Origin of the sequence: Paenibacillus sp. FSL F4-0122, from assembly GCF_038002845.1 — a bacterium.
GTDB classification, from domain to species: Bacteria; Bacillota; Bacilli; order Paenibacillales; family Paenibacillaceae; genus Paenibacillus_AQ; species Paenibacillus_AQ odorifer.
This window is the reverse complement of the sequence record NZ_JBBODI010000001.1, coordinates 4,189,224-4,209,575: the sequence shown is the minus strand read 5'-3', so window position 1 is coordinate 4,209,575 and position 20,352 is coordinate 4,189,224. Positions and strand designations below refer to the sequence as shown.

The 20,352-nt window shown below is 42.6% G+C and carries 22 protein-coding genes; 19 read left to right on the top strand and 3 right to left on the bottom strand.

Annotated features, from left to right (window positions below; all coding sequences use genetic code 11):
- Positions 1-260: 260 nt before the first annotated feature.
- From MHH49_RS18200 to MHH49_RS18190, 3 genes are read right to left on the bottom strand one after another with little or no spacing between them, the layout of a single operon-like run.
- Entirely contained in the window at positions 261-3,263 is a 3,003-nt protein-coding gene (locus tag MHH49_RS18200) for an SMC family ATPase (protein WP_341138368.1), read from the bottom strand.
- A complete protein-coding gene (locus tag MHH49_RS18195) occupies positions 3,208-3,885 on the bottom strand; it encodes an ABC-three component system middle component 1 (protein ID WP_341138367.1) in 678 nt (225 codons plus the stop codon). The genes MHH49_RS18200 and MHH49_RS18195 overlap by 56 nt, the downstream gene beginning before the upstream one ends.
- Positions 3,875-5,563 carry a dsDNA nuclease domain-containing protein gene (locus MHH49_RS18190; protein ID WP_341138366.1) on the bottom strand — a complete coding sequence of 563 codons (1,689 nt, stop codon included), beginning with the start codon at positions 5,561-5,563 and terminating at the stop codon, positions 3,875-3,877. Before MHH49_RS18190 ends, MHH49_RS18195 begins: the two co-directional genes overlap by 11 nt.
- A 976-nt stretch (positions 5,564-6,539) precedes the next feature.
- Between MHH49_RS18190 and MHH49_RS18185 the strand changes: the two genes are divergently transcribed.
- The 19 genes from MHH49_RS18185 (at position 6,540) to MHH49_RS18095 (ending at position 20,340) form a co-directional block, all read left to right on the top strand.
- Positions 6,540-7,133 (top strand): hypothetical protein, encoded by a 594-nt coding sequence (locus MHH49_RS18185; RefSeq protein ID WP_341138365.1) that lies wholly within the window; start codon positions 6,540-6,542, stop codon positions 7,131-7,133.
- Complete coding sequence (gene mobP3, locus MHH49_RS18180) at positions 7,087-8,352, top strand: MobP3 family relaxase (protein WP_341138364.1); 1,266 nt, start codon at positions 7,087-7,089, stop codon at positions 8,350-8,352. Before MHH49_RS18185 ends, mobP3 begins: the two co-directional genes overlap by 47 nt.
- Positions 8,353-8,599: 247 nt before the next feature.
- Positions 8,600-9,250 (top strand): hypothetical protein, encoded by a 651-nt coding sequence (locus MHH49_RS18175; RefSeq protein WP_341138363.1) that lies wholly within the window; start codon positions 8,600-8,602, stop codon positions 9,248-9,250.
- A 31-nt stretch (positions 9,251-9,281) separates the two neighbouring features.
- The gene (locus tag MHH49_RS18170) at positions 9,282-9,989 is read left to right on the top strand and encodes a hypothetical protein (protein WP_341138362.1); all 708 of its coding nucleotides are present in this window, start codon (positions 9,282-9,284) and stop codon (positions 9,987-9,989) included.
- Positions 9,990-10,018: 29 nt separating this feature from the next.
- Entirely contained in the window at positions 10,019-10,873 is an 855-nt protein-coding gene (locus MHH49_RS18165; protein ID WP_341138361.1) for a hypothetical protein, read from the top strand.
- The gene (locus tag MHH49_RS18160; protein ID WP_341138360.1) at positions 10,870-11,355 is read left to right on the top strand and encodes a hypothetical protein; all 486 of its coding nucleotides are present in this window, start codon (positions 10,870-10,872) and stop codon (positions 11,353-11,355) included. The genes MHH49_RS18165 and MHH49_RS18160 overlap by 4 nt, the downstream gene beginning before the upstream one ends.
- 124 nt (positions 11,356-11,479) lie before the next feature.
- On the top strand, positions 11,480-12,928 hold the full coding sequence (locus MHH49_RS18155; RefSeq protein ID WP_341138359.1) for a VirD4-like conjugal transfer protein, CD1115 family: 1,449 nt from the start codon (positions 11,480-11,482) through the stop codon (positions 12,926-12,928).
- Between the two features lie 59 nt (positions 12,929-12,987).
- The gene (locus tag MHH49_RS18150) at positions 12,988-13,269 is read left to right on the top strand and encodes an Mbov_0395 family pilin-like conjugal transfer protein (protein WP_341138358.1); all 282 of its coding nucleotides are present in this window, start codon (positions 12,988-12,990) and stop codon (positions 13,267-13,269) included.
- Between the two features lie 70 nt (positions 13,270-13,339).
- Positions 13,340-13,570, top strand: coding sequence for a DUF6133 family protein (locus MHH49_RS18145; protein ID WP_094901599.1), 231 nt, complete (start codon positions 13,340-13,342; stop codon positions 13,568-13,570).
- A 61-nt stretch (positions 13,571-13,631) separates the two neighbouring features.
- Entirely contained in the window at positions 13,632-14,468 is an 837-nt protein-coding gene (locus tag MHH49_RS18140; protein WP_341138357.1) for a conjugal transfer protein TrbL family protein, read from the top strand.
- A gap of 3 nt (positions 14,469-14,471) precedes the next feature.
- A complete protein-coding gene (locus MHH49_RS18135; protein WP_025705847.1) occupies positions 14,472-14,681 on the top strand; it encodes a hypothetical protein in 210 nt (69 codons plus the stop codon).
- A 42-nt stretch (positions 14,682-14,723) separates the two neighbouring features.
- Complete coding sequence (locus MHH49_RS18130) at positions 14,724-15,056, top strand: hypothetical protein (protein WP_341138356.1); 333 nt, start codon at positions 14,724-14,726, stop codon at positions 15,054-15,056.
- Complete coding sequence (locus tag MHH49_RS18125) at positions 15,053-15,487, top strand: prepilin peptidase (protein WP_341138355.1); 435 nt, start codon at positions 15,053-15,055, stop codon at positions 15,485-15,487. Before MHH49_RS18130 ends, MHH49_RS18125 begins: the two co-directional genes overlap by 4 nt.
- A 26-nt stretch (positions 15,488-15,513) precedes the next feature.
- Positions 15,514-16,275: a Flp pilus assembly protein CpaB gene (cpaB, locus tag MHH49_RS18120; RefSeq protein WP_341138354.1), complete on the top strand. Its 762-nt coding sequence runs from the start codon at positions 15,514-15,516 to the stop codon at positions 16,273-16,275.
- Entirely contained in the window at positions 16,268-17,119 is an 852-nt protein-coding gene (locus MHH49_RS18115) for a MinD/ParA family ATP-binding protein (RefSeq protein WP_341138353.1), read from the top strand. Before cpaB ends, MHH49_RS18115 begins: the two co-directional genes overlap by 8 nt.
- The gene (locus tag MHH49_RS18110; protein WP_341138352.1) at positions 17,116-18,456 is read left to right on the top strand and encodes a CpaF/VirB11 family protein; all 1,341 of its coding nucleotides are present in this window, start codon (positions 17,116-17,118) and stop codon (positions 18,454-18,456) included. Before MHH49_RS18115 ends, MHH49_RS18110 begins: the two co-directional genes overlap by 4 nt.
- The gene (locus MHH49_RS18105; protein ID WP_341138351.1) at positions 18,453-19,388 is read left to right on the top strand and encodes a type II secretion system F family protein; all 936 of its coding nucleotides are present in this window, start codon (positions 18,453-18,455) and stop codon (positions 19,386-19,388) included. The genes MHH49_RS18110 and MHH49_RS18105 overlap by 4 nt, the downstream gene beginning before the upstream one ends.
- A complete protein-coding gene (locus tag MHH49_RS18100; RefSeq protein WP_341138350.1) occupies positions 19,385-19,594 on the top strand; it encodes a hypothetical protein in 210 nt (69 codons plus the stop codon). Before MHH49_RS18105 ends, MHH49_RS18100 begins: the two co-directional genes overlap by 4 nt.
- Positions 19,594-20,340, top strand: a complete 747-nt coding sequence (locus MHH49_RS18095; RefSeq protein ID WP_341138349.1) for a JAB domain-containing protein — start codon at positions 19,594-19,596, stop codon at positions 20,338-20,340. The genes MHH49_RS18100 and MHH49_RS18095 overlap by 1 nt, the downstream gene beginning before the upstream one ends.
- Positions 20,341-20,352 lie beyond the last annotated feature (12 nt).

The following is a 20,352-nucleotide window of genomic DNA, read 5'->3' as shown; positions in this document are numbered from 1 at the left end:
GTTAAGCTACAAAAGCAAAACTTTACATTCAAAATGAAAAAAATATTAAGTAGTGGATTATCGTATTCGTCACTTAAGAAGTTTTCTAAAAATAATAATTTTTTGTTAATGGAATTTCATTTGGTTAAAATGAAAAGACAATTAAAACAAAGGCAGCACTGACCCTAACTGGGGCAAGATGCTGCCAAAGATTACTCAGATAGATATAATAATGTAGGTTATACCGCAATTATTCCAAACAGATCAAATAAGGACTGAAATTAAAAAACAGATTCTTTGTGACACTCCGATTGTATTTTTATGCTATCTTTACTATACGATTCCAACCATATCTCTGCTATTTGATGATTTTCGAGGCTACTTTTATACCTGATAAGATTTGCAAATTTATCATCATGTGTACTAATAATAACTTGTTTATCTAAAAGGATTCTACTTAAAACATCTAGAAAAGAGTATACATTTATGTCATCTAGATTTTGGAATGGATCATCAATTCCGATTGTTTTTAACGGAGTCCATTCTTGAGATAAACTTAGTGCAAGAAAAATACAAACCGCTAATACGTTAGATTGAGCTGAACTAAATGTCAGACTAGCATTAAATTTCTTTTCCAGCTCCTCTGGAGATAATTTGGATAAACCTGCTTCCTTTTTATCACTTACCACCACAAATAATTCCCCTTTTTTAGGCACAAGATGTACATGCCGATAGAATGCATGAGGGCTTATTTGCATAAATAAATCATCAATTCTTTCACTGTATTGCTGCAAATATTCGTCCAACAACTCACTTTGAATGTTACCATGGCCGATATCCAATTTTTTAAGTTGCTCTAGTATAGCATTGTAATAATCTACTTTCTTTCGCTGACTTCCTAAATCACGTGTAAGTTCAGCCAATTCAGATTTCATTGTCATGACTTGGTTATGAGACAAGAAAGCCTCAATTCGAGACGATATCTCAGCTAAATCTTTATCCCAATTTTTTAGGCGTTCTATACGATTTGCAACCTCCTGTTTAAACATTTGTCTTTGTTCCACATTAAAATTCGAATCATATTTTTGAATTTCGATTAATTTAGAAGCTCTTTCGTTTTGCTGCAATTCTAGCATGGAATATTGAATCTTTAATTCATCATTTGAAGCCTTGAGTCGCTCCGTTAATGCTTTGTGCAACAATAGGTATAGATCTATGCGTCTTGAGCGACGATTAAAAGATATTTCTGTAGTCTCAAGCATTTTGACATTTTTGTTGGCTAAATTCCGCAAATCCTTTAAGGTATTTTTATGTAATAGCTCTTCTGCTTCTAATGGTCTTATTGCGTCATCCAGTTCTTTCAATACATTACTGAGCCTTTCAGCTACTTCATATTTTTTTAAATACTCTTCTACTGTTCTCTTTTCTGCTTTGGCTTGTTCTTCGTTCATTTTTTTTATTTCCAATGAAATTTTTGCTTTATCTCCGGAAATAGTGGTTTCTTCTTTAGAAATTCGCGAAAGAAGTTCAGTATGTTGCCGGGACATATCTGTTACTGAATTAATTAACAGAAGTTCATCGTTCTTAAAAACATTTAACTCAGTATGCAAATCTCGAAGTGCAATTTCACTCTCATTTAACTGTTTGTTGCTTATTTCAAGCTGAAGTTTAATTGCTGTATGTAGAGTATCTGGATTTTGAAAATCAGTGCCACAAATAGGGCATGGCGTATGCTCATCAGATTGTTCTAATAAGTGACATTGGACAGTATGAATCATCTGTGCAATAGTATTATTTTTATACCCTTCAAGCAATTGCTCTCGATGCTTGATGTTTTCACTAAGATTGTTAATTGCCTCCTTCTTTTTTCCTAGCAGAGTATGCTTTGCATTAATATCTTGAATAAACTGATCGGCTGTCTGTTGTTTTATTGTGATATTTTTTTCAAGCTCTAGCACATGTAAATACTCATAAAGCCATTTATTCTTATTTAAGTGAGCGCTATAAGATTCTTTAAATTTATCCAAGCCCTCGTGTAATTGAATAGCTTCCACTATCATCGGTTCTTTTAAGACATTCTCACGAGATTTAAAATATTCTTCTTGTTGTGTCTGAATGTTATTAATGATAGAAATTGTTTCTTGATATTTGGTTCTATAGCCTTTTAAAAGTTTAAAATCATTCTGTTTATTTATAAATTTTTGCCTTCCTGTTTCATTTTCACTTAACTTTATTGATAGATTATTCAAATCAGTATTTATTTTGTTTAATCTTTGTTCGTAGTCCGATACTGATGATGAGAATAAAGACTCTGCTTCGTCTAATAACCGTAACATTCTCTCACAGTCATCCTTACGTGCATCAAGTTCTTTTCTTGATCCGACAATTTCAAATTGTAATTCTTCAGTTATTGATGTTGATTGCAATTTGGTCAATCCTTGTTCCAACTCATTAATTTGTTGCAAAAGGTTCTCGACTTTTTGATGCAAAGTCTTTTCTGTTTCCTCGCCAATCTTCCCCAGTAATTCTTCCTTTGTATCAACAACGCTCTTTTTGAGCCTAGCTTGCTCATCTATCACAGAAAAGCTACTGGTTGAACTGTCCCTTCTAGACTCCACAACCTCTTTAACTTGCTTTAGATATTGTTGGAATTCCGAACCGTACTTTTGAACTCCTAGAACTTTTTCAAGAACTAGATAACGATCTTGAGGCTTCTTTGCAGAGATAAAATCTTGGAGTTGATCCTGGGACAAAAATTGAGTTGATGAAAATAGAGTTGAAAATTCAGACTTTAGAGATTCCTTTAGTCCTTCTTTTCCATCCGTTAAAAGAAATTTATTCATTAACATCTCAGAAATTTTTTGATTACCTTGCTTAATTGCATAGGCTTTCCCATCAATTTCGACCGGTTTTGAAATTGTTTTTTTAGCATTGTATGTACGCTTTATCCGTACTTCTTCATTTCCCTCTTTTTTGAATACTATCTCTACTTTCGCTTCATTTCTCGAACTGTTGATTGCACTGTCAGGATCATTTACTGATTGATGAACAATATAGTTGAATTTTTGACGCTCTGCAGAACCGACATACCGTTGTATATCTCCTGTCAGACACCACTCAATAGCATCAAAGAAACTACTCTTTCCATGGCCATTTAATCCTCGAATTATGATTAACTTTTTATTATCAAAGAGGAATTTGTGGTTACCAGAATAGACGCGAAAATTTTCAATTGATAGTTGGTAAATCTGCATTATTTTCTTCTTCCCCCAATCTTTCTTCAATTAATACCCTTAGCGCCACTTTATCATTTAGAGCAGAACGAATTTCGGGTTCAAAATATTTATGAATCACTTGAATAACATTTGGAGATAACCCGTGTGTTTCCATAACCAGTTTATCGATAAACTTTTTTTCGTAAGAAAAACTTTCTTCTATTGGAGCCTCTAAATTAAAAAAGAAAGGAATTCTCTCAAGGTCAATATCATCCTGAATAAGATACTTACGACAATATTTCGCGTTTTTTTCTGCTCTGTTTTTTTCAATTATTAACTTATTATCAAGTTCATTGCTCGGATCGAATTCAAGTATAATTAAAAAGTACAAATTATTTTTATATTTTAAATGAAGGTAATTTAATAAATCTGATATGATAATTTGATCTTGTCTCCAAGACTGCTCAAAATATGTATAACTCTTATATGCCTTGGTTACTGCAACTCTCTGTGGACTAATCCAAACTTCAAGACCCGAATTCCAGAAGTTCTTTCTCAGCAACTCCAATTCTTGCTGAATCAACTTATTGTCTTCAGTTTCAAAAACAAGCGATTTTTCCTCACTCTCATGAAATAATGGACTGAACCCCGCTTTATCTTGAAGTAAATTGCGAACCACTTCAATTTTCATTGCGCACCTTCCTTTGCTGTGATAATCCATTTTGATTTAAAAAATCATGCCAGGTTTCAACTGCACCATCCTCTATTAATGAAAATTGGTCTTGGAGGTTATAAAAATGATCTTTAACATCTTCCAAAAAATCATGGTTATAATATTTTATTAAAGAAGGTTTCTCAGTAATGGTGACTTGTTCTGATTCAGTATAGTTATCTGTTATTGAAGTAACCCCATGCGGTTTGCTCCTTAATAAGGTACTCCTTTTTTTCGAGCCCAAAATAAAACAATAAAATTCTTCATGCATTTGATTAAGAACAGTGCAGTTTTCAGCAGTGTCATTAATTTTTTTGCAAACAATATCAAAATATTCGTATTCCTGGGCATGAAATAGCGTAAATGTTCTTGTTTGTGTCTGTGAAGTTTTTCCTTGTTGAGTCAATAATTGGGCATCTGATAATAAAAAATCTTTTTCGACATAAAAAGTCAAGCACAATGTCATCATTTCAATCGATTTTCTTAGTGCACTTAACTCATTAGAATTTTCTAAATCTCTTTCCGCATCGCTGCTTGTCATATCAAATAACAAATGAAGAAAACGAGCATATACAAAGACATTTTGATTTGATTTTGCTGTAAATTGTTCTTGGATCCAAGTTAGTGTTTTAATTAGCTCAAATTTTACAGGAGAGGTTATTCGTTGTAAATCGATCCTAATTTCATTGATACATTGAACAAACTTTGATTGAATGTCATGACTTTGCAAATAATTATGTGTATCCCTCATAGCAGCAATTTTGTAGGTTCCGATGAGTGTCTGTATCTCTTCTTTAGAAAATACGTACTTATTAACATCATGAACAGAATCACTATGTGTTCTATGGAGAACATGATAAAATATATGTTTTAAAATTCGTTCTGATACATCTAAAGAATCTATTTCACTTAGATCTTTAATGATCCCAATGATTTGATTTTTTAAAACTATAAACCGATCCATATGGTTCAGGTGGAAGCGAGCCAGGCACCATTCAACTTCCTTCCCCACCGCATCCTTCAAAAGCACCTTTGTTTTCTTACATGCGACGTCAAACTTAGGTGATAGTTCTTTTAATTTTGTTGGGTCCGAAATTAAAAAATCACTATTATTAGAATAATTCTTTAAATCTTTATTGAAGTTATTATTCGTTGCTATTTCAAATTCTATAATCGGATCATTTCCAATTAAGGGAGTAGTTCCAGATAGATTTTTTGAATTGAACTTGGGGTAATTTAAAAAAAGCTTATCTAACCAACTATTCAGCTCTCCTTTTTCTCGTTTACTTAAATCACCCAAAGTAAATATTTTTGCTTGTCCTTCTTCTTTTATCGTTTTAACTTGAACAAATCTAATCTGATTTTCCCCCACTAAAGCAATGTCATCCATTAATTCAAATACAACGCAATCCCACCATGCATCTTTCGAATGCAACATCTGGAGCATGTAGTAAATAGATACGTAGTATTGATAAACAAATCCTCTGATTGCAACCAGACCACCCAAATCAGTAGAATATCCTTTAAGTAATATTTCAATATCTCTATCGTAATCCAAATCAATTTCGCTATGATCAGGATTATCTTTAAGTTGTCCCTTTATTTTATTTTTCAATGCATTACTATCTATAGTTAATCCCTCTGAAGAAATTGCCACAACGTATCACCTAGCCTTTATGTAGTATTTGAATCATTGTTGATGTATATAAACTTTTACTTAAACTGTTTTTGATAACCAAATTAAAGAATCTAATTTTCCCCTATGACAATTCCCATATGTCTCTCCACTTCCACAAAAACAATGTGTATTAATTCCCCCCCTGTTATAAATATAGCTGCATAAATCTATGCTGAACGACTCCAGATTGCTATATATTAATGCCTCATTTCGGCTAAGTGTGTATTCATTACTAAATGCACGAGAACCTTTGTTTCTAAGTTTAAATAAAGCTTTTTGAATATCTATAAAATCCTTCACCAATGAATTATCTGTGTTATTTATACGAATATTATCGATCTGTGCACCTTTGTATACGTCTCTATCATCTTGAACAAATAAAATAGTATCAACATGAGGATTTTTTAGGCGTTATATCTACTAACTCCCCCGCATCAGATTTCCAAACAGCATGGAATTCTGCTTCGCATATTAGATTAGTACTCCAAACCTGCCATCCATATATGATATTCCCACCATCTCTCTTTATTTTTCTTTCTACATTTGGAAAACATTCACTAACTACCGCGTAGGGCTCCGTAACAACCGGAATAAAGATTGGGTTATGGCGCGAATTAATCTTTTTCAGTAATCTTATAAATTTTATGTCTGTTAAATTAGGTAGCAAGCGAACCCCTCCTAGTCCAGGATTAACTTTCTATATATGTAATGATGATACCAATATTCATCATAGTTCTATGATACTATCAAATCGTCCCGAATACCCAATATTATCCTACAAATTATTGACATATTCTCGGATAGCACAGGATTTTGTCGTTTATTCTTAATATTCGAAAGGAAAAAAGTAATGACTACTAATGACCTATTTAATCTAATTGAGCTTATGTTTCTTCACACTCCAAGAGGCCCGCCTCTAACCTCTTAGGAGTGAACTAAAGGCAGGAATAGCCAAATGTCATTTGGCGAAGAAACCGCGTGGAAGCAGAGCTTCCACCGACATTTCTTATTGTTTTCCCCCGGCTATCGAATGTCGTCCAAGGAAGCTCAAAGCGAGGTGCCCGTATTGGCTCAAACTGAAAAAACGGTACAGATTACCGTCAAGCTTCCCAAAAAGCAGTATGACGCTTTGAAAAAATATGCAGCCTCCAAACATCTCAGCATGGCCGATATTGTGCGGGCGTTCATTCAGAAAGGCATGTCTATCGAGTCCTACACGCAGGAGATTGATTTTATCACTGAAATTATCCGCCAAGAAATCAACATTGCCATAGGCGGACTCAGTAACCGTTTAGCCGGCCTTGCCAGTAAAGACCTCATTATGTCTGCCGCAGCGTACTATTCCACCATCGCCATTATTGCCGACCTCATCGACACGAACCGCTACACAACCTTCCGAGAGATTGAGAAGAAGGCTCGTCAGTTAGCAGTGGAGTATACGAAAATGAAACTGACGGATGCCGAACAGCTATTCCTTTCTGGCGATGCGTTTGAGCAGAATCTTGCCAAACTACACGGAGGTGCAGAAGATTTCAGCCCTGATCTATAAGCAGCGTTTTTTCCATCCAAACCGTCCTAAAACTGCAGTAAGCAACTATGTACACATCGGCTATATTGCCACCCGCCCTGGAACCGTTCGTCATGAGAATTCGCCTCACGGACTCTTTGGCAAAATGAAACCTGGAAGTATAGATGTCTTCCAGTCTTGGCAAGAAGTTGCCCGAATCGCTAGAGAAATTTCCAAACAAGGTAAGAACATGTACCGTAGCGTCATTTCACTTCGCACAGAAACGGCAATGGAGCTGGGACTTAATGATTTTGAAGCTTGGCAGCAATATGTTGAGCAGCATATCGCTACACTCGCCGCGCACAACCGGATCAAAACAGAAAACCTCTGTTGGGCCGCCGCCTTCCATAACGAAAAGGATCATCCCCATCTTCATATTGTGTTCTGGGATAAAGAACAGACGATCATGAAGAACTTCACTCACCCTGAAATCCCCAATCGTATCCGCAAACAGCTTATTAAGGATACCTTCGCTTTCAAGATCAAGGAGTTTTGTGCCGAACGAGACTTAGCCAAAACAGGCATCACAAACATCACTGATGATGTACTGGAACAATTTGAAGCTCACATGAAATCCTTAAATCCACAATCTTTTCGAGCACTTCAACAACGGTTTGAGCATGCAGATGAAGATTCATTGCTTCGTCTCCCCAAACATAATCTGACCAACTCCCAATCTGTGGATCAGCTTGCGTCTCACCTACTGCAACTCCGCCAAGCATTGTCCAAAAATGGACGCTTAGCTTACCAGCTGCTGACCCCTGAAGCAAAGTCGCTCGTAGATGAATTCGTCCAGGATCTGCTGCAACAAAATCCGTATTTAGCTGAGATGGTGGAGACGTATGTCAAAGCTAAGCTGGAGGTTGCCAAGCTCTATACTTCAGACCCTGCTGTCCTCACCCAACAAAGAAGCAAGTATCAAGCAGAGGCCGAGAAACGCATTGCCAATCGTATACTCTCCACCGTTCGCACAATCATCCAGCTTGAACAAGCTTCAGATGTTGGTATTCGCCAAATCGAACGCTACAAGGCCTGGACGGAGCAGTTGATCTTGGAGTTGCTGTCGGTCATGGAACAACTCTCCATGCAGGCGCAGCTCGATTACGATGATAAAGCCAAGGTTATCTTCGGCGGAGAATGGTCCAAACAGGCGAAAAAAGAATGGCTTCTCCGACAAAAGGACAAAGGAGTAGATCGTTAATCATCACTCTTGCAAATACGCTCCTGAAGCGTATTTTTTTGTACCCAATCAGTGGACAACCTGTGAATAATCTATGGATAACTTATATATTGAAAGGAGCCTTTTATGTTATTTACTAATGGACGATTACAATCCTTCGAGAAACTAATGAAAAAAACACCCCATTGTCCTGCAAGGCCCATGAAGAGTTCAGAACCGATGAAACCATCGACTGAACCTAAAGATTCTCCACAGAAGGAAAAACCTGATGGAAATCAATGATCGCTTACTTGATGTCTTGCGCTATGAATTAAGAAAAGTGGGACTCCACACAACTCCCCCTGTTCTAGATGAGGTTTTGCTTGTCGTAAAAGACGATACACCTGTCGCGTATGTTCAGGAAGATGGATTTATTATCTACTCCACTCTTTGCGATAAGGAAGACGCCCTACCTGTTCCAACGATTGTTAACCAAGTCTGGGAAATGGAACGTGCTTATCAAGAAGCTCCTGTTATGCATATTGATTCTGTCAGTAAATACCGGAAATTGATTGAGTATAACGGCATCGTTCTCACGGCTCGCTACGACGGAGATGGTCAATTCACTTTTGCTAGCTGGCAGTACATGTACGACAATAATGCTGTTTCGTTCGGTCATTATTTTCATGAAAATCATTACTCAGCTGCCAAAGCTGACTTTTTGTATCGCAGCGGGCTTGCCGACCGTGCCATTCTTTTTCAATTGGACGAACTAGCAGTAATTCGAGATACTCTTTTGTTTCGAGGAATGCAAGACTCTGCACTCCAATTAAAAGAACAGGAGAGTTTAGATAATCTGCTGCATCGAGTGGATTGTATGCTTACACCAAGAGAAGAGTTGATGTCGGAAGCTGAGCTTGAAATGGAGCAGGAAACCTAATGATATCTATCTCTTTAAGGAGTGAGACTCATTGAAAAGCAAGAACGAATTCTACAAGGCTTACTTCGCTGCCCTTATGGAACAAGGAATCGAAGTCCGTCGCTCCACTTCTGCAGACTATCTTGCTGATTTTTACCAAAAGGACCAGCTCATTGCGTTCTATACTCGCGCCGACCAAATTGAACGTAATCCCTTCGTTACCGTACCGGATCGCCTGATGAGCAGCATTCACGACTTGGCGCGAAAAACCGCCTTGCAACTTGGCATTTGCACGGAGAAGCCCTATACCGACAAAAGTGAGAAAATTGTTAACGGCGTCTATAAGCTCTGTGAGCATGGCGATGTCGTGCTGGCCTGCAAGCACCACCCTTTGTTTGACTATGTATTCTCTACCTATCGCTTATCACCGGACAATCAAACACCCGTTCAGCGGCAGTATTTTTATAACCGCGATGAAGCCACTGAAAGCTTCGCTAAACGCAGCGGCCTGGTGGATGCCCGTAAGCTGTTCAGTGAAACGGAATTAACACTTATTCACGATGAAATGGTCAAATTTTTGATTACGCCAAATGACAAAAATATGGAACAGTTTGAACAAGTACAGATCCTGATTGACCGGCTCGAAGACCTGATTCCCACGCTTAAAGAACGGGATATTCACCTAGACTACGATGCTGAATTTGCTCATGATCTGGACGGTGATCCAGAGTCATTAGATGCCGCTGAACTATCCCGTTAATTAGCTACCAAAAAAGGAGATGACTCTTGATGCCCCAACCACAAACCTCTATTTGGGGAACGATCCTGACTTGTGTGGAGATTGGCTTGCATATCTACGCGCTGCAAGCCGAACGCGACCAAGGGATTGTCCTTGATGCTGACTATGCAAAAAAAGCGCTCAGCGAAAACGCGTTACAATTGGGAAAAGAACGTGATGGCCATGTGTATTTTGATGATGTAAAAAGTATTGTCCCTACGTATGAGCTAGCCAAACAAGGTGCCATTACACATCCGGAATTACACGCTGTAGCTGAAAATCCAGAACAACTCGTCACAGAAGGCCATTACTTTGCTCCCGAATATTTTGGTGATTTTCCTCCGCCACAAGACGGTCAGGGTCAAGCATACCCTCAGCAACAAACCTGGGATAACGGAGTTTTTCTGGTGGAACGGCCACAAGGGATGCAGCTTGCCGTCCATCAGACGATCGCTGAACAGGTTTTGTCCGATATGGCCCTCATGCATGCTGCCGGTCACGAATCCTATTGGTTTTATCCCCTAAACGACTGCGCCATCCCCATTTATGAATTGTCCGCCTCTCATCCCGGCGTCTTAGCCAAAGTCATAAATGAGGATAGCTTACTGCACACCCTCTGTGATGATTATCCTTCCTATGTTGGAATTCATAACCTGCACACTGAGGAATGGAGGCATATCTTTGACCGCCCTGCTCCCAGTTCTCTTTTCCTGCAGGCTCAGTTAGATGAAGCGGCTGAGCGAAACAACGAAGACCTTCCCCCTTTACCTTCCAGCTATCCGGCGCAGGGACAGGAGTTCCACACCATGCAGACTCATGAATCTACAGATGCCTTCTATGAGCCTAGCGATGGGATGGAGTGGTGAGAACAAGGCCTAGGCTTGGACTGGCACTTCAAATTGTTCTACTCGGATCAATCTGCAATCTGTTTATTAGCACCGCCTTGCACAACCTTCTATCGGGCTTTACTTCCTCCCTAGCTTTCCCTTCTGTGAGCCACAGTCTCCACAGCTTGATGAGTAGCAAACCTCACCTGCTCTTATTCATCTGTTTTCAAGGCCTGGTTATAGTACTGGCTACCTTATTTTTTGTTTTCAACAACCAGCCCTATCAAAGTGAGTTGAAGCAAGTGGCACCGGGAATTGAAACGCCCGTGCCTACTGGACAACATCAACACGGTTCTGCACGCTGGATGCGAGATGAGGAACTCCTGCGTCTGTTCGACAATGAGATGCTGGATCTGCAGCATCCTTTCCTGGAGAAGTTAATCGCGACTGGGTATGAGGATTTGACCTTTCTAGATCAACTGAAGAAAGAAGGGGATGCAAATGAACCTCCTTCATCCTAAAGGGATTCCCAGAATAACGGGAAGGAATGATACCTCTTCTTCTCCACCTATATCTTCTGGTGGGATTGTACTAGGCATGCAGCGTGAAGGTAACCGGGAGCGTCTCTACTATATCTGAGATGATGTGCATTCCCTGTGCGTAGGAGCTACTCGGAGCGGGAAATCGCGTACAGTGGTGTTGCAATCCATCGGCCTCTTAGGACTGGCTGGAGAATCCATGGTCATCAGTGACCCGAAAGCGGAATTATTTCATTTTAGCCATGTGCTGCTAGAGAAACTGGGATACACCGTATGGACGCTGGATTTCCGGCACCCCGAAAAAAGCCATCACTATAACCTGCTGCAACCTATTATCAACGCTGCACTGGCTGATGACCAGGAACAGGCCGAAATGCTGGCTTGGGATATGACACAGGTATTGGTCGGCAAATCACAGGGAGAGAAAATCTGGACGAACGGAGAAATGTCGGTTATTGCTTCTTCCATTCTTAGTGTAGTTTGGGATAACATCAAACGCCCGGAATATCAGAACCTCACCAATGTATACTGGTTTTTGGCAGAGATGAACCGGCAGATCGGCAACAAGACTCCGATGCAGGAGTACCTTAAACGCCTACCTCAGAATCATCCGGCCCGTGCCCTGCTCAGCATTTCCGACATTGCACCTTCTCGCACCAAGGGTAGCTTTTATACTTCGGCACTTACGACTCTAAGACTTTTCACATCCAAATCTATTTATGCCATTACCCATAAAAGCGACTTTTCCCTGGCTGACTTCGGCCAGAAGAAACAGGCGCTTTTTATCATTCTTCCGGATGAAAAGACCACCTTCTACCCTGTCGCTTCCCTGATGGTTTCGCAGCTCTATGAACTCCTAACCACTCAGGCCGATGTCCGCGGCGGGAGATTGGAACGGCGTGTCAACTTCATTTTAGATGAATTTGGTAACTTTACACCTATTGCAGATTTCACCAACAAACTGACGGTAGGCGGCGGACGTGGGATGCGCTTCAACTTATTTGTACAAAGCTTTGAACAGCTCAAAGAGAAATACGACGATCATGTAGCCGGTACGATCAAGAGTAACTGTCAAACCTGGATTTATCTACAGGCTGATGATCTGGAGACCTTACGTGAAATCAGTGAGAAATTGGGGACATACACCACCTCCAGCTATCAGCTTTCGGCTTCGCATGGCAAATACTCTACTCCCAGTACTTCGCACAGCCTTAATTTATTGGAGCGCAAGCTTCTGACCGTTGACGAAGTACGCCGTGTGTCCCGGCCTTATCAAATCGTCTTATCACGTTCGCACCCCGCCATGATGTATTCTCCGGATCTCAGTGAGTGGGCATTTAACGCCATGATGGGTCTGGGCGACAAGGAACATAACCGACGAGTCCGCGAGGAACGAGAGCAGCGACGCCCCATTCTGACTAACACGAGAGAGGAGGTGAAGCTGTGGAACATCTGGATTTATTATCAAAAGGACATCGCAAGACAATTGGCCGAACAACGTCAGCAGGCTACAACCTCCTCCGGCGGATTCATGCCTCCGCCCTTCGACGATTAGAATTGACCAAGAGATTCATCTATCGTCTTACGCTCAATATGAGCATCCTTTTCAGTTGTTTGCTGATAAATTCCCAATCTGCTTATGCATCAGGGGACATCAAAGGTAGCAAGCTTGTAACAGGTACGGAGAAGTTGATCGGAGATGTCACGACTTGGTTGATGATCCTCGCCCCCGTAGTCGCTGGCTTGCTTATCATTTACTTCTGCATCCGGCGCTCTGCTGCGGACGAGATGGACACGAAGAAGTGGAACAATCGGATTATCGTGGCCATCGTTTCTTGTATTGGAGCCGTGCTTGGTTCAGCCACTCTCAATGTCATTATCGGCTATTACAAGTAATTCGGGCGTGTCCCCTGGACAGGCTCTTTTTGTTTTCCCTACCACACTATATTTCTGGAGGTTATGAATAATGAAAAAATGGTTGAAGGCAGCAAAGGAAAAAAGCATAGATACTGCAGCGCTGGCAAAACAAACTCTGCGTAATCGTCGCGGAGAAGGTTACGTAGATACCGGGATCAAAATTCTGATTGCCGTTGTCATCGGAGCCTTGCTGCTGGCCGGCCTGTATGTGCTATTTAATGGCACGATTCTTCCAACCCTGACACAACGCATCAAGGATATGTTCAACTACAAAGGCTAATCCCACTACCTTTTGCGGGAGCGGCCTTAGCGCCGTTTCCTGCAGGAAGGAGGCATGAAGCTTGGAAAAAATCATTTTGCTGCTCATCATTGCGCTTTTGAATGGTTCCTTGGTCTATATCGACTCTCTGCTGAAAGACATCATCCCAATTTCACTGTACGCCGAGAAATACATGACGTTAACCACCGGTGCGAATCTGCTTGAAAATCTTTACGACATTGTGTTCTCTTTCGGTGTAGCCTTAATGATCCTCAAATTCCTGAAAAAAGGCTTCGAAATTTACGTGTTATGGACCGATGGCGACCCCGATGAAGATCCTCTTTTTCTACTCACCAACTTTTTTCGCTCCATGGCTGTTGCGATCTGCTTCCCCACTATCTATACCTGGCTCGGTCAAATTGTCGAAGACTTATCAAACCAACTGCTGGGGGTAATCGGTCAATCTACTAATTACGATTGGCAGATGTGGGTCAATGCCTTAGAGTCTGCCGGATTGGTTACCGCTGTCTTTGGTCTTATCTTCGTGGTGTGTTTCTTCATTCTGTACTTCCAGTTCTTGATGCGAGGACTCGAAATGTTTATCTTGCGTGTTGGCATCCCGCTGGCCTGCGTCGGTTTACTGGACAACGACAAAGGCGTGTTCCGTGCATATGCTCAAAAATTCATGCAATCCATGCTGGCAGTTGTCATTCAGATTGCCCTAGCAAAGCTGGGCGTCGGATTAATGCTACAGAATCACGTGTTTTGGGGGATGGCCTGCATGATGCTGGCGATCCGGACCCCTCGCTTCCTCTCCGACTTCTTGATTACAACCGGAGGCAATGGAGGCGTGGTTAACAATGTCTATCACAGTATCAAGCTCGTTGGCATGGCGCGCAAACTGGGCAAGGCAGGTTAGGCGATGGTAACCCTAGAGGAATTAGCCCAAGCCTGTATCTTGCTCATACGTGCGGGCTGTGTATTTCGCTTCATCTATACCATGGTCCGGCTTTCCGGAGCAGATGAGGAAGTAAGCAAGTATAAGAAGCGCGCTCGAAATGTAGTCATCTTCTATGTACTCGCGGAAAGTATCTGGCAGATCAAGGAGATCATGCTGCATTACTATCAGTAGGAACCTTGATAGCTTATACGCACAAAGAAAGGAGCATCCACCTTGAATGAAGAATCGCAAACGTTATATATCCCTATGGGTGTCAAACCGCAAAGCGAATGGTTTCCAGGCTTCGGTAAATCGCAACTGATTCAAACCTTCGTTGGCTCCTTCGGAGCTTTTTTTCTTGCCCTTATGATCTGGCTCCTGAAAGGCAGTGTCCCCTTTGCCGTCGTCACCTTCCTCAGTGGTGTTGCTGCCTCTGTGATGATGACAACCAAAGATCGGCATAATCTCTCTGTATTGGATCAACTACGCTTTATGGTTGCATTCAAGAAAAGCCAGAAGTATTACCCTTACCGTGCTCTGCCAGAATGGGATAACACTTCGATATGAGCAGCATTTCCCTTCATATATGGTTGCTCTTTCCTCTTTTGCTCTGGGCAAGTATTTGCGACCTGAAAACGAAACAAATCCCGAATGCTATCCCCCTTGCCATCTTCCTCGTAGGTTTACTCCACTTCTCCCTGTTCTTCTCCATCCTTGGGATACTTGTTACCGGACTTCCCTATTGGATTGGTGCCATAGGTTCAAATGGTAAGCTTGGCGGCGGCGATATCAAACTGATGGCAGCTTGCGGCTTTGTATTCGGCCCTCTATATGGGACGCTACAAAGCCTATTCGGCTTGGGATTTGTGCTAATTTTCGCGACTGCTATTGCCCTTCGTCATGGATTCCACATCGCCAAATATACGGCCTTACCGCTTGCTCCCTTTTTATCTGCTGGCGGTGTGGTGGTCGTTATACTGGCTCATCTCGCTCAGTAACTGTTCATTTCTAGGAGGTCACTCAATTGAAAAACCTTTTTCGAAAACGTTCGACTGTAGGCTTTCTTTGTATTATCCTCTCGCTCATTTTGACATTGGGGATTGCACCTCTGTTGAACCAAAAAAGCAGTGAACAAACCAGTATTGTTCGTTTGGTTAAAAATGTGGCCAAAGGAATCGCAATTGCCCCGGAAGATATAGAGACGGTACAAGTTGGGGCATATCATTTGCCGGCCGATGTACTGTCATCACCGGACAATGTAATCGGCCATTACGCAACTGTCGATTTGCTCAAAGGGGATTACCTTCTTCCCGGGAAATTGTCTTCGGTGCCGCTGGACGCCTATGTAAGCCGATTGAATGGAACCAAACAAGCCATTTCGATTTCAATCAAAAGCTTAGCTGCCGGTTTATCCGGCAAACTGCAATCCGGTGACATTGTAACTCTGATTGCTTCCGACTATGGTGAACTGCGTACCACGACTTCCCCGCCGGAATTGCAATATGTAGAGGTACTGGGAGTTACAACGAGCAGCGGTGCTGAGGCCCAATCCCCTGAGAATGCATCAACGGATTCGGATGGAGAAGAACAAGAACTGCCGTCAACCTTAACATTGCTAGTTCTTCCGCAGCAAGCATCCCTCTTGGCAGACCTGGAAAACAAGAGCAAACTTCATGTAGCTTTGGTCTATCGCGGAGATGCAGCTACTGCCAAAACTTTCACTGATAAACAGGATGCTTATTTCGCAGCAAGTTCTGCTCCGAAGGAGGAGAGCAGTCATGAATAACAAAACGTTGATTGCCGTATGGGGCAGCCCAAGCAGCGGAAAGACGGTGACAGCGGTAAAGCTGGCTCAAGCCTTTGCCAATCGAAAGCAGAATGTACTCTTACTTTGCAGTGATGCACTTTGCCCCTCTGCGGCCACAATTGCGCCAAAGGGTAGCGCAAACCATGCTTCTCTGGGAGAACTACTTAGCTTGCCAGCTTTAAGCCAAGACGATATTTTACACTATGCTCTGCCACTGGACGTCTCCCCGCATATTGCACTTCTGGGATACAAAAAAGGAGATAGCTCCTTCAGCTATGCAACCTACAGCCGTGAGCGTGTCGTAGATCTGCTGACCCTTGCTCGTCATTTGGCAGATGTGGTCATTGTCGATTGCTCGAGTTATCTTTCAGCCGATCTTTTATCCGTTATTGCGCTGGAGTTGGCCGATCATCAGGTACGCATCCACAGTTGTGATCTGAAGAGCCTGATGTTTTTCGCTTCCTATATGCCTCTTCTGACCGACCACCGCTTTCGCCGTTCCAGTGTTGTTTCAGTGTTATCCAAGGTAAAACCCGAGCAGGACAGCAACGAATACACTCAGATCTTTGGTGGTATTGACATCACACTGCCCTACCTTCTGCAGATTGAACAGCAAGTAGCTGCGGCTCAATTATTGGAGGATTGTTCTGGCAAAGAGGCTGTTGCCTACCTCCAAGGCATTCATTCATTAATCGACCACCTATTGCCGGCCAAATCAGCAGCCCCACCACCTAAACGAACAGATTCTTCCGGCCACCCCCTTTCCTATTTCAAAAAAGTGTTGAATCGTTTCTCACGAATGAAACGAGGTGACCGTTCATGAATCATGCTGCTCATTTTTTCTCTACCGAGTCCAAATCGTTTACCGATGTGCTGCAAGAGGTTCAGAGCTATCTTTCCGGAAAATACGCAACGTTGATTAGCCGAAAACCTGAAGAGCAGAAACAGCAGCTTATCGCCTATATGAGTCAATATCTAACCGACCATCGCCTACACGTGCCAGGACTATCCTTTGATGAGCTGGTCAACCGTCTGTATGCCGAAATGGTTGAGTACTCCTTCCTCACCCGCTACCTGTACTCCAAAGACGTTGAAGAGATCAACATCAATGGCTATAACGATGTCAAAATCAGCTACACTGATGGCCGAATCATTCCGGCTGAGGAACAGTTCTCATCGCCAGAACATGCCATTGATATCGTCCGGCGGCTACTGCATCAATCTGGAATGATTTTAGATTATTCACAACCGATAGTACGCGGACATCTTGCCAATAATATCCGTATCACGGTATTCGGACCACCGATTACGGATAAAGAAAAAGGCATTGCCGCCTCGATTCGGATCATCAATCCACAGAAGCTAGCCCGGGAAGATTTCGTCGTCAATGGCACGGCGACTGCCGAAATGCTCGATTTTCTAAGTCTTTGCTTGCGTTACGGCTTGTCTATGTGTGTGACGGGCGCTACAGGCAGCGGCAAAACCACCTTGATGAGCTGGCTTCTCTCCACGATCCCCTTTGAGAAGCGGATATTCACAATTGAAAATGAGACTCGTGAATTTGATTTAGTCGTCCAGGATGAACAAGGACTGGTCCTCAATAATGTTGTACACACTGTAACCCGCTCCAGCGAAGATCCACGGCAGCATATTGACCAGGAAAGACTACTGGAGTTTGCCTTAACTGCCAATCCGGATGTGATTTGTGTGGGTGAAATGAAATCAGCAGAGGCGTTCGCTGCTCAGGAAGCAGCCCGAACTGGGCATACCGTCATTACGACTACCCATGCTAATTCTTGTTTATCCACCTATTACCGTATGGTCACACTTTGCACCCAGAAGTACGAAATGAACGACGCTACGCTGTACAACTTGGTGACAGAGGCGTTTCCGCTGGTGTTATTCGTCAAGAAGCTGGAAGATAATTCTCGGCGGATCATGGAGATTACGGAATGCCGCATCCTGCCAAATGGACAACGGGAAATCGCTCCCCTATTTCGATATGCCGTTCATTCCATCAGGGAAATTAGCGGAAAAATTGTGGTGGAGGGCGGATATGAAAAGGTCCGTGATATTTCTCCTGAACTGCAAAAGAGGCTTTTAGAAAACGGAATGCCCCTGTCTCGGCTTACTACACTTCTGGAAGGAGGAGCAGCATGATTTTGTTTTTAGTTTCCTTCGTCGTTTTATCTGCAGGCTGCCTATTGCTACTGGATCTATCTCCGCGGGTGTTACGAGAGGAATTATCGAGCACACTCACACATTTATCCTCGCGACAGCTTGCCCTCGGTAAACGCGTCCGATTAGCTCAGCATCCAAAAAAGCTAAAGGGGTGGCGCGCTGCTGTTCATGAAGCGAAGGCTATTCTTCAGCAAACCGGGCAAGTAAATAAAATTGGACTTATGGCCGCAAGCTCTTTGGCCTTAGCTATTCTAGGGGCCATACTGGGAATGATGCTTCACAACGGCTGGCTGGCCCCGGTACTAGCTGGAGGGCTCGCCCTCTGTCCGGTATGGATGGTCATCTTCACCTCCACCTTCTATAAGAAACGGCTTCATGCCGAGCTAGAAACCTCCCTCTCTATTATCACTACCTCATATCTGCGTAGTGAGAACATACTGGCAGCGGTCGAAGAGAATCTGCCGTACCTTAATCCGCCGGTATCCGATGTCTTTCAGGCATTCCTAGCCGAATCGAAACTGATCCACTCCAATTTACGCTTAGCGCTACTTCAGCTGCAGGACCGAATTAATGACAGCGTCTTTCAAGAGTGGTGCGCTGCGCTGATCGCTTGCCAGGATGATCGCACACTCAAGTCCACGCTAATGCCAATTGTCGCCAAGCATTCGGATATGCGCGTGGTTTCTGCTGAGCTAGATTATCAACTGTACGAGCCATTGAAAGAATTTTTAACGATGGCGCTGCTCATGCTGGGAAACATCCCTTTGCTCTACTTTCTCAATCGGGATTGGTTCCATAGCCTAACTGGTAGCTTGCCGGGACAAATGGTGCTGGCTCTTTGTGGCGTGACGCTCTTTATTGGGTTTGCGGCAGTCATCCGATTAACAAGGCCTTTGGAGTATAAGCGATGAAGGACGGAGCCATCGAAACTGCCTATTGGTTGAGTGAATTGCTGGAAACAACTCCTCAGGAGCAGGAGGCGATTGCTCACCTACTCAATCAGCATGGGACGAGCGAATTCTGGGTGCGGCTGAAAGAGTGGAAATTCTCTGATGAACTTTATACCAAATTACATTTTGTCAGCGAGGTATTGAAGAACCTAAAGGAGCCAACCTGATGGCCTTAAATCCATTGGATGATCAATTAATTACGGATTATATCCAATCGCTCTCACGTTTGACCGGCATTCCGCTTGATAAATTACAGCAATATGGATCTGCAAACAACTTGCTGAACGCTTTGGAGCATCCGTACTCTTTGGAATTAACAAGCGCGCAAATTCGCAAGGTTGAGCTCCTGAACGCTTTCCTTCGTTCTCATCGTTTTTTGCAGTGGGAAGAAGAAAACGCCAAACAAGTGATCTCGTCACCTGAAATAGCAAATCGCTATTTCTCCATCCATCTGGCCGGCATAAAAGATCGGGAGCGTTTTATGGTGGCTTTTTTGGACCGCAAAAATCAAATCATAGAAACAAAGGTGATTTCCGAAGGAAGTGTAGGCGAAGCACAAGTCTATCCCCGGAACATCCTGAAGGCCGCTTTAAATGCTGACTGTTCTTCGATCATTCTGGCCCATAATCATCCAAGTGGAATTTCTACACCTTCTCCCGAAGATATCATGCTCACCAAGAATCTAGTCTCGATTTTCTCTCCCCTTCATATCCAGGTTCTTGATCATATTATCATTGCAGGAACAACCTTCGCCTCGCTTGCCAATCTTGGACAAATGCCGCGTGTTGCAGAAAATACACCGAGTTATAGGGGTCAAAGGCATCAGGCTCGGGAATTAAATACTCCCTATTCTGTCGAGTTCCTTCCTTGTTCTGCGCTCGAGAAGCAGGCTGATGACGAATGGGAAAGATAAAGGAGGTCCCTC

What these genes read in the sequence shown, in the direction of transcription:
- MHH49_RS18195 (WP_341138367.1), bottom strand. Translation starts at nt 3,885, where the DNA reads ATGAAAATTGAAGTGGTTCGCAATTTACTTCAAGATAAAGCGGGGTTC.
- MHH49_RS18185 (WP_341138365.1), top strand. Translation starts at nt 6,540, where the DNA reads ATGTCATTTGGCGAAGAAACCGCGTGGAAGCAGAGCTTCCACCGACAT.
- MHH49_RS18175 (WP_341138363.1), top strand. Translation starts at nt 8,600, where the DNA reads ATGGAAATCAATGATCGCTTACTTGATGTCTTGCGCTATGAATTAAGA.
- MHH49_RS18165 (WP_341138361.1), top strand. Translation starts at nt 10,019, where the DNA reads ATGCCCCAACCACAAACCTCTATTTGGGGAACGATCCTGACTTGTGTG.
- MHH49_RS18145 (WP_094901599.1), top strand. Translation starts at nt 13,340, where the DNA reads ATGAAAAAATGGTTGAAGGCAGCAAAGGAAAAAAGCATAGATACTGCA.
- MHH49_RS18135 (WP_025705847.1), top strand. Translation starts at nt 14,472, where the DNA reads ATGGTAACCCTAGAGGAATTAGCCCAAGCCTGTATCTTGCTCATACGT.
- MHH49_RS18125 (WP_341138355.1), top strand. Translation starts at nt 15,053, where the DNA reads ATGAGCAGCATTTCCCTTCATATATGGTTGCTCTTTCCTCTTTTGCTC.
- MHH49_RS18115 (WP_341138353.1), top strand. Translation starts at nt 16,268, where the DNA reads ATGAATAACAAAACGTTGATTGCCGTATGGGGCAGCCCAAGCAGCGGA.
- MHH49_RS18110 (WP_341138352.1), top strand. Translation starts at nt 17,116, where the DNA reads ATGAATCATGCTGCTCATTTTTTCTCTACCGAGTCCAAATCGTTTACC.
- MHH49_RS18105 (WP_341138351.1), top strand. Translation starts at nt 18,453, where the DNA reads ATGATTTTGTTTTTAGTTTCCTTCGTCGTTTTATCTGCAGGCTGCCTA.
- MHH49_RS18100 (WP_341138350.1), top strand. Translation starts at nt 19,385, where the DNA reads ATGAAGGACGGAGCCATCGAAACTGCCTATTGGTTGAGTGAATTGCTG.
- MHH49_RS18095 (WP_341138349.1), top strand. Translation starts at nt 19,594, where the DNA reads ATGGCCTTAAATCCATTGGATGATCAATTAATTACGGATTATATCCAA.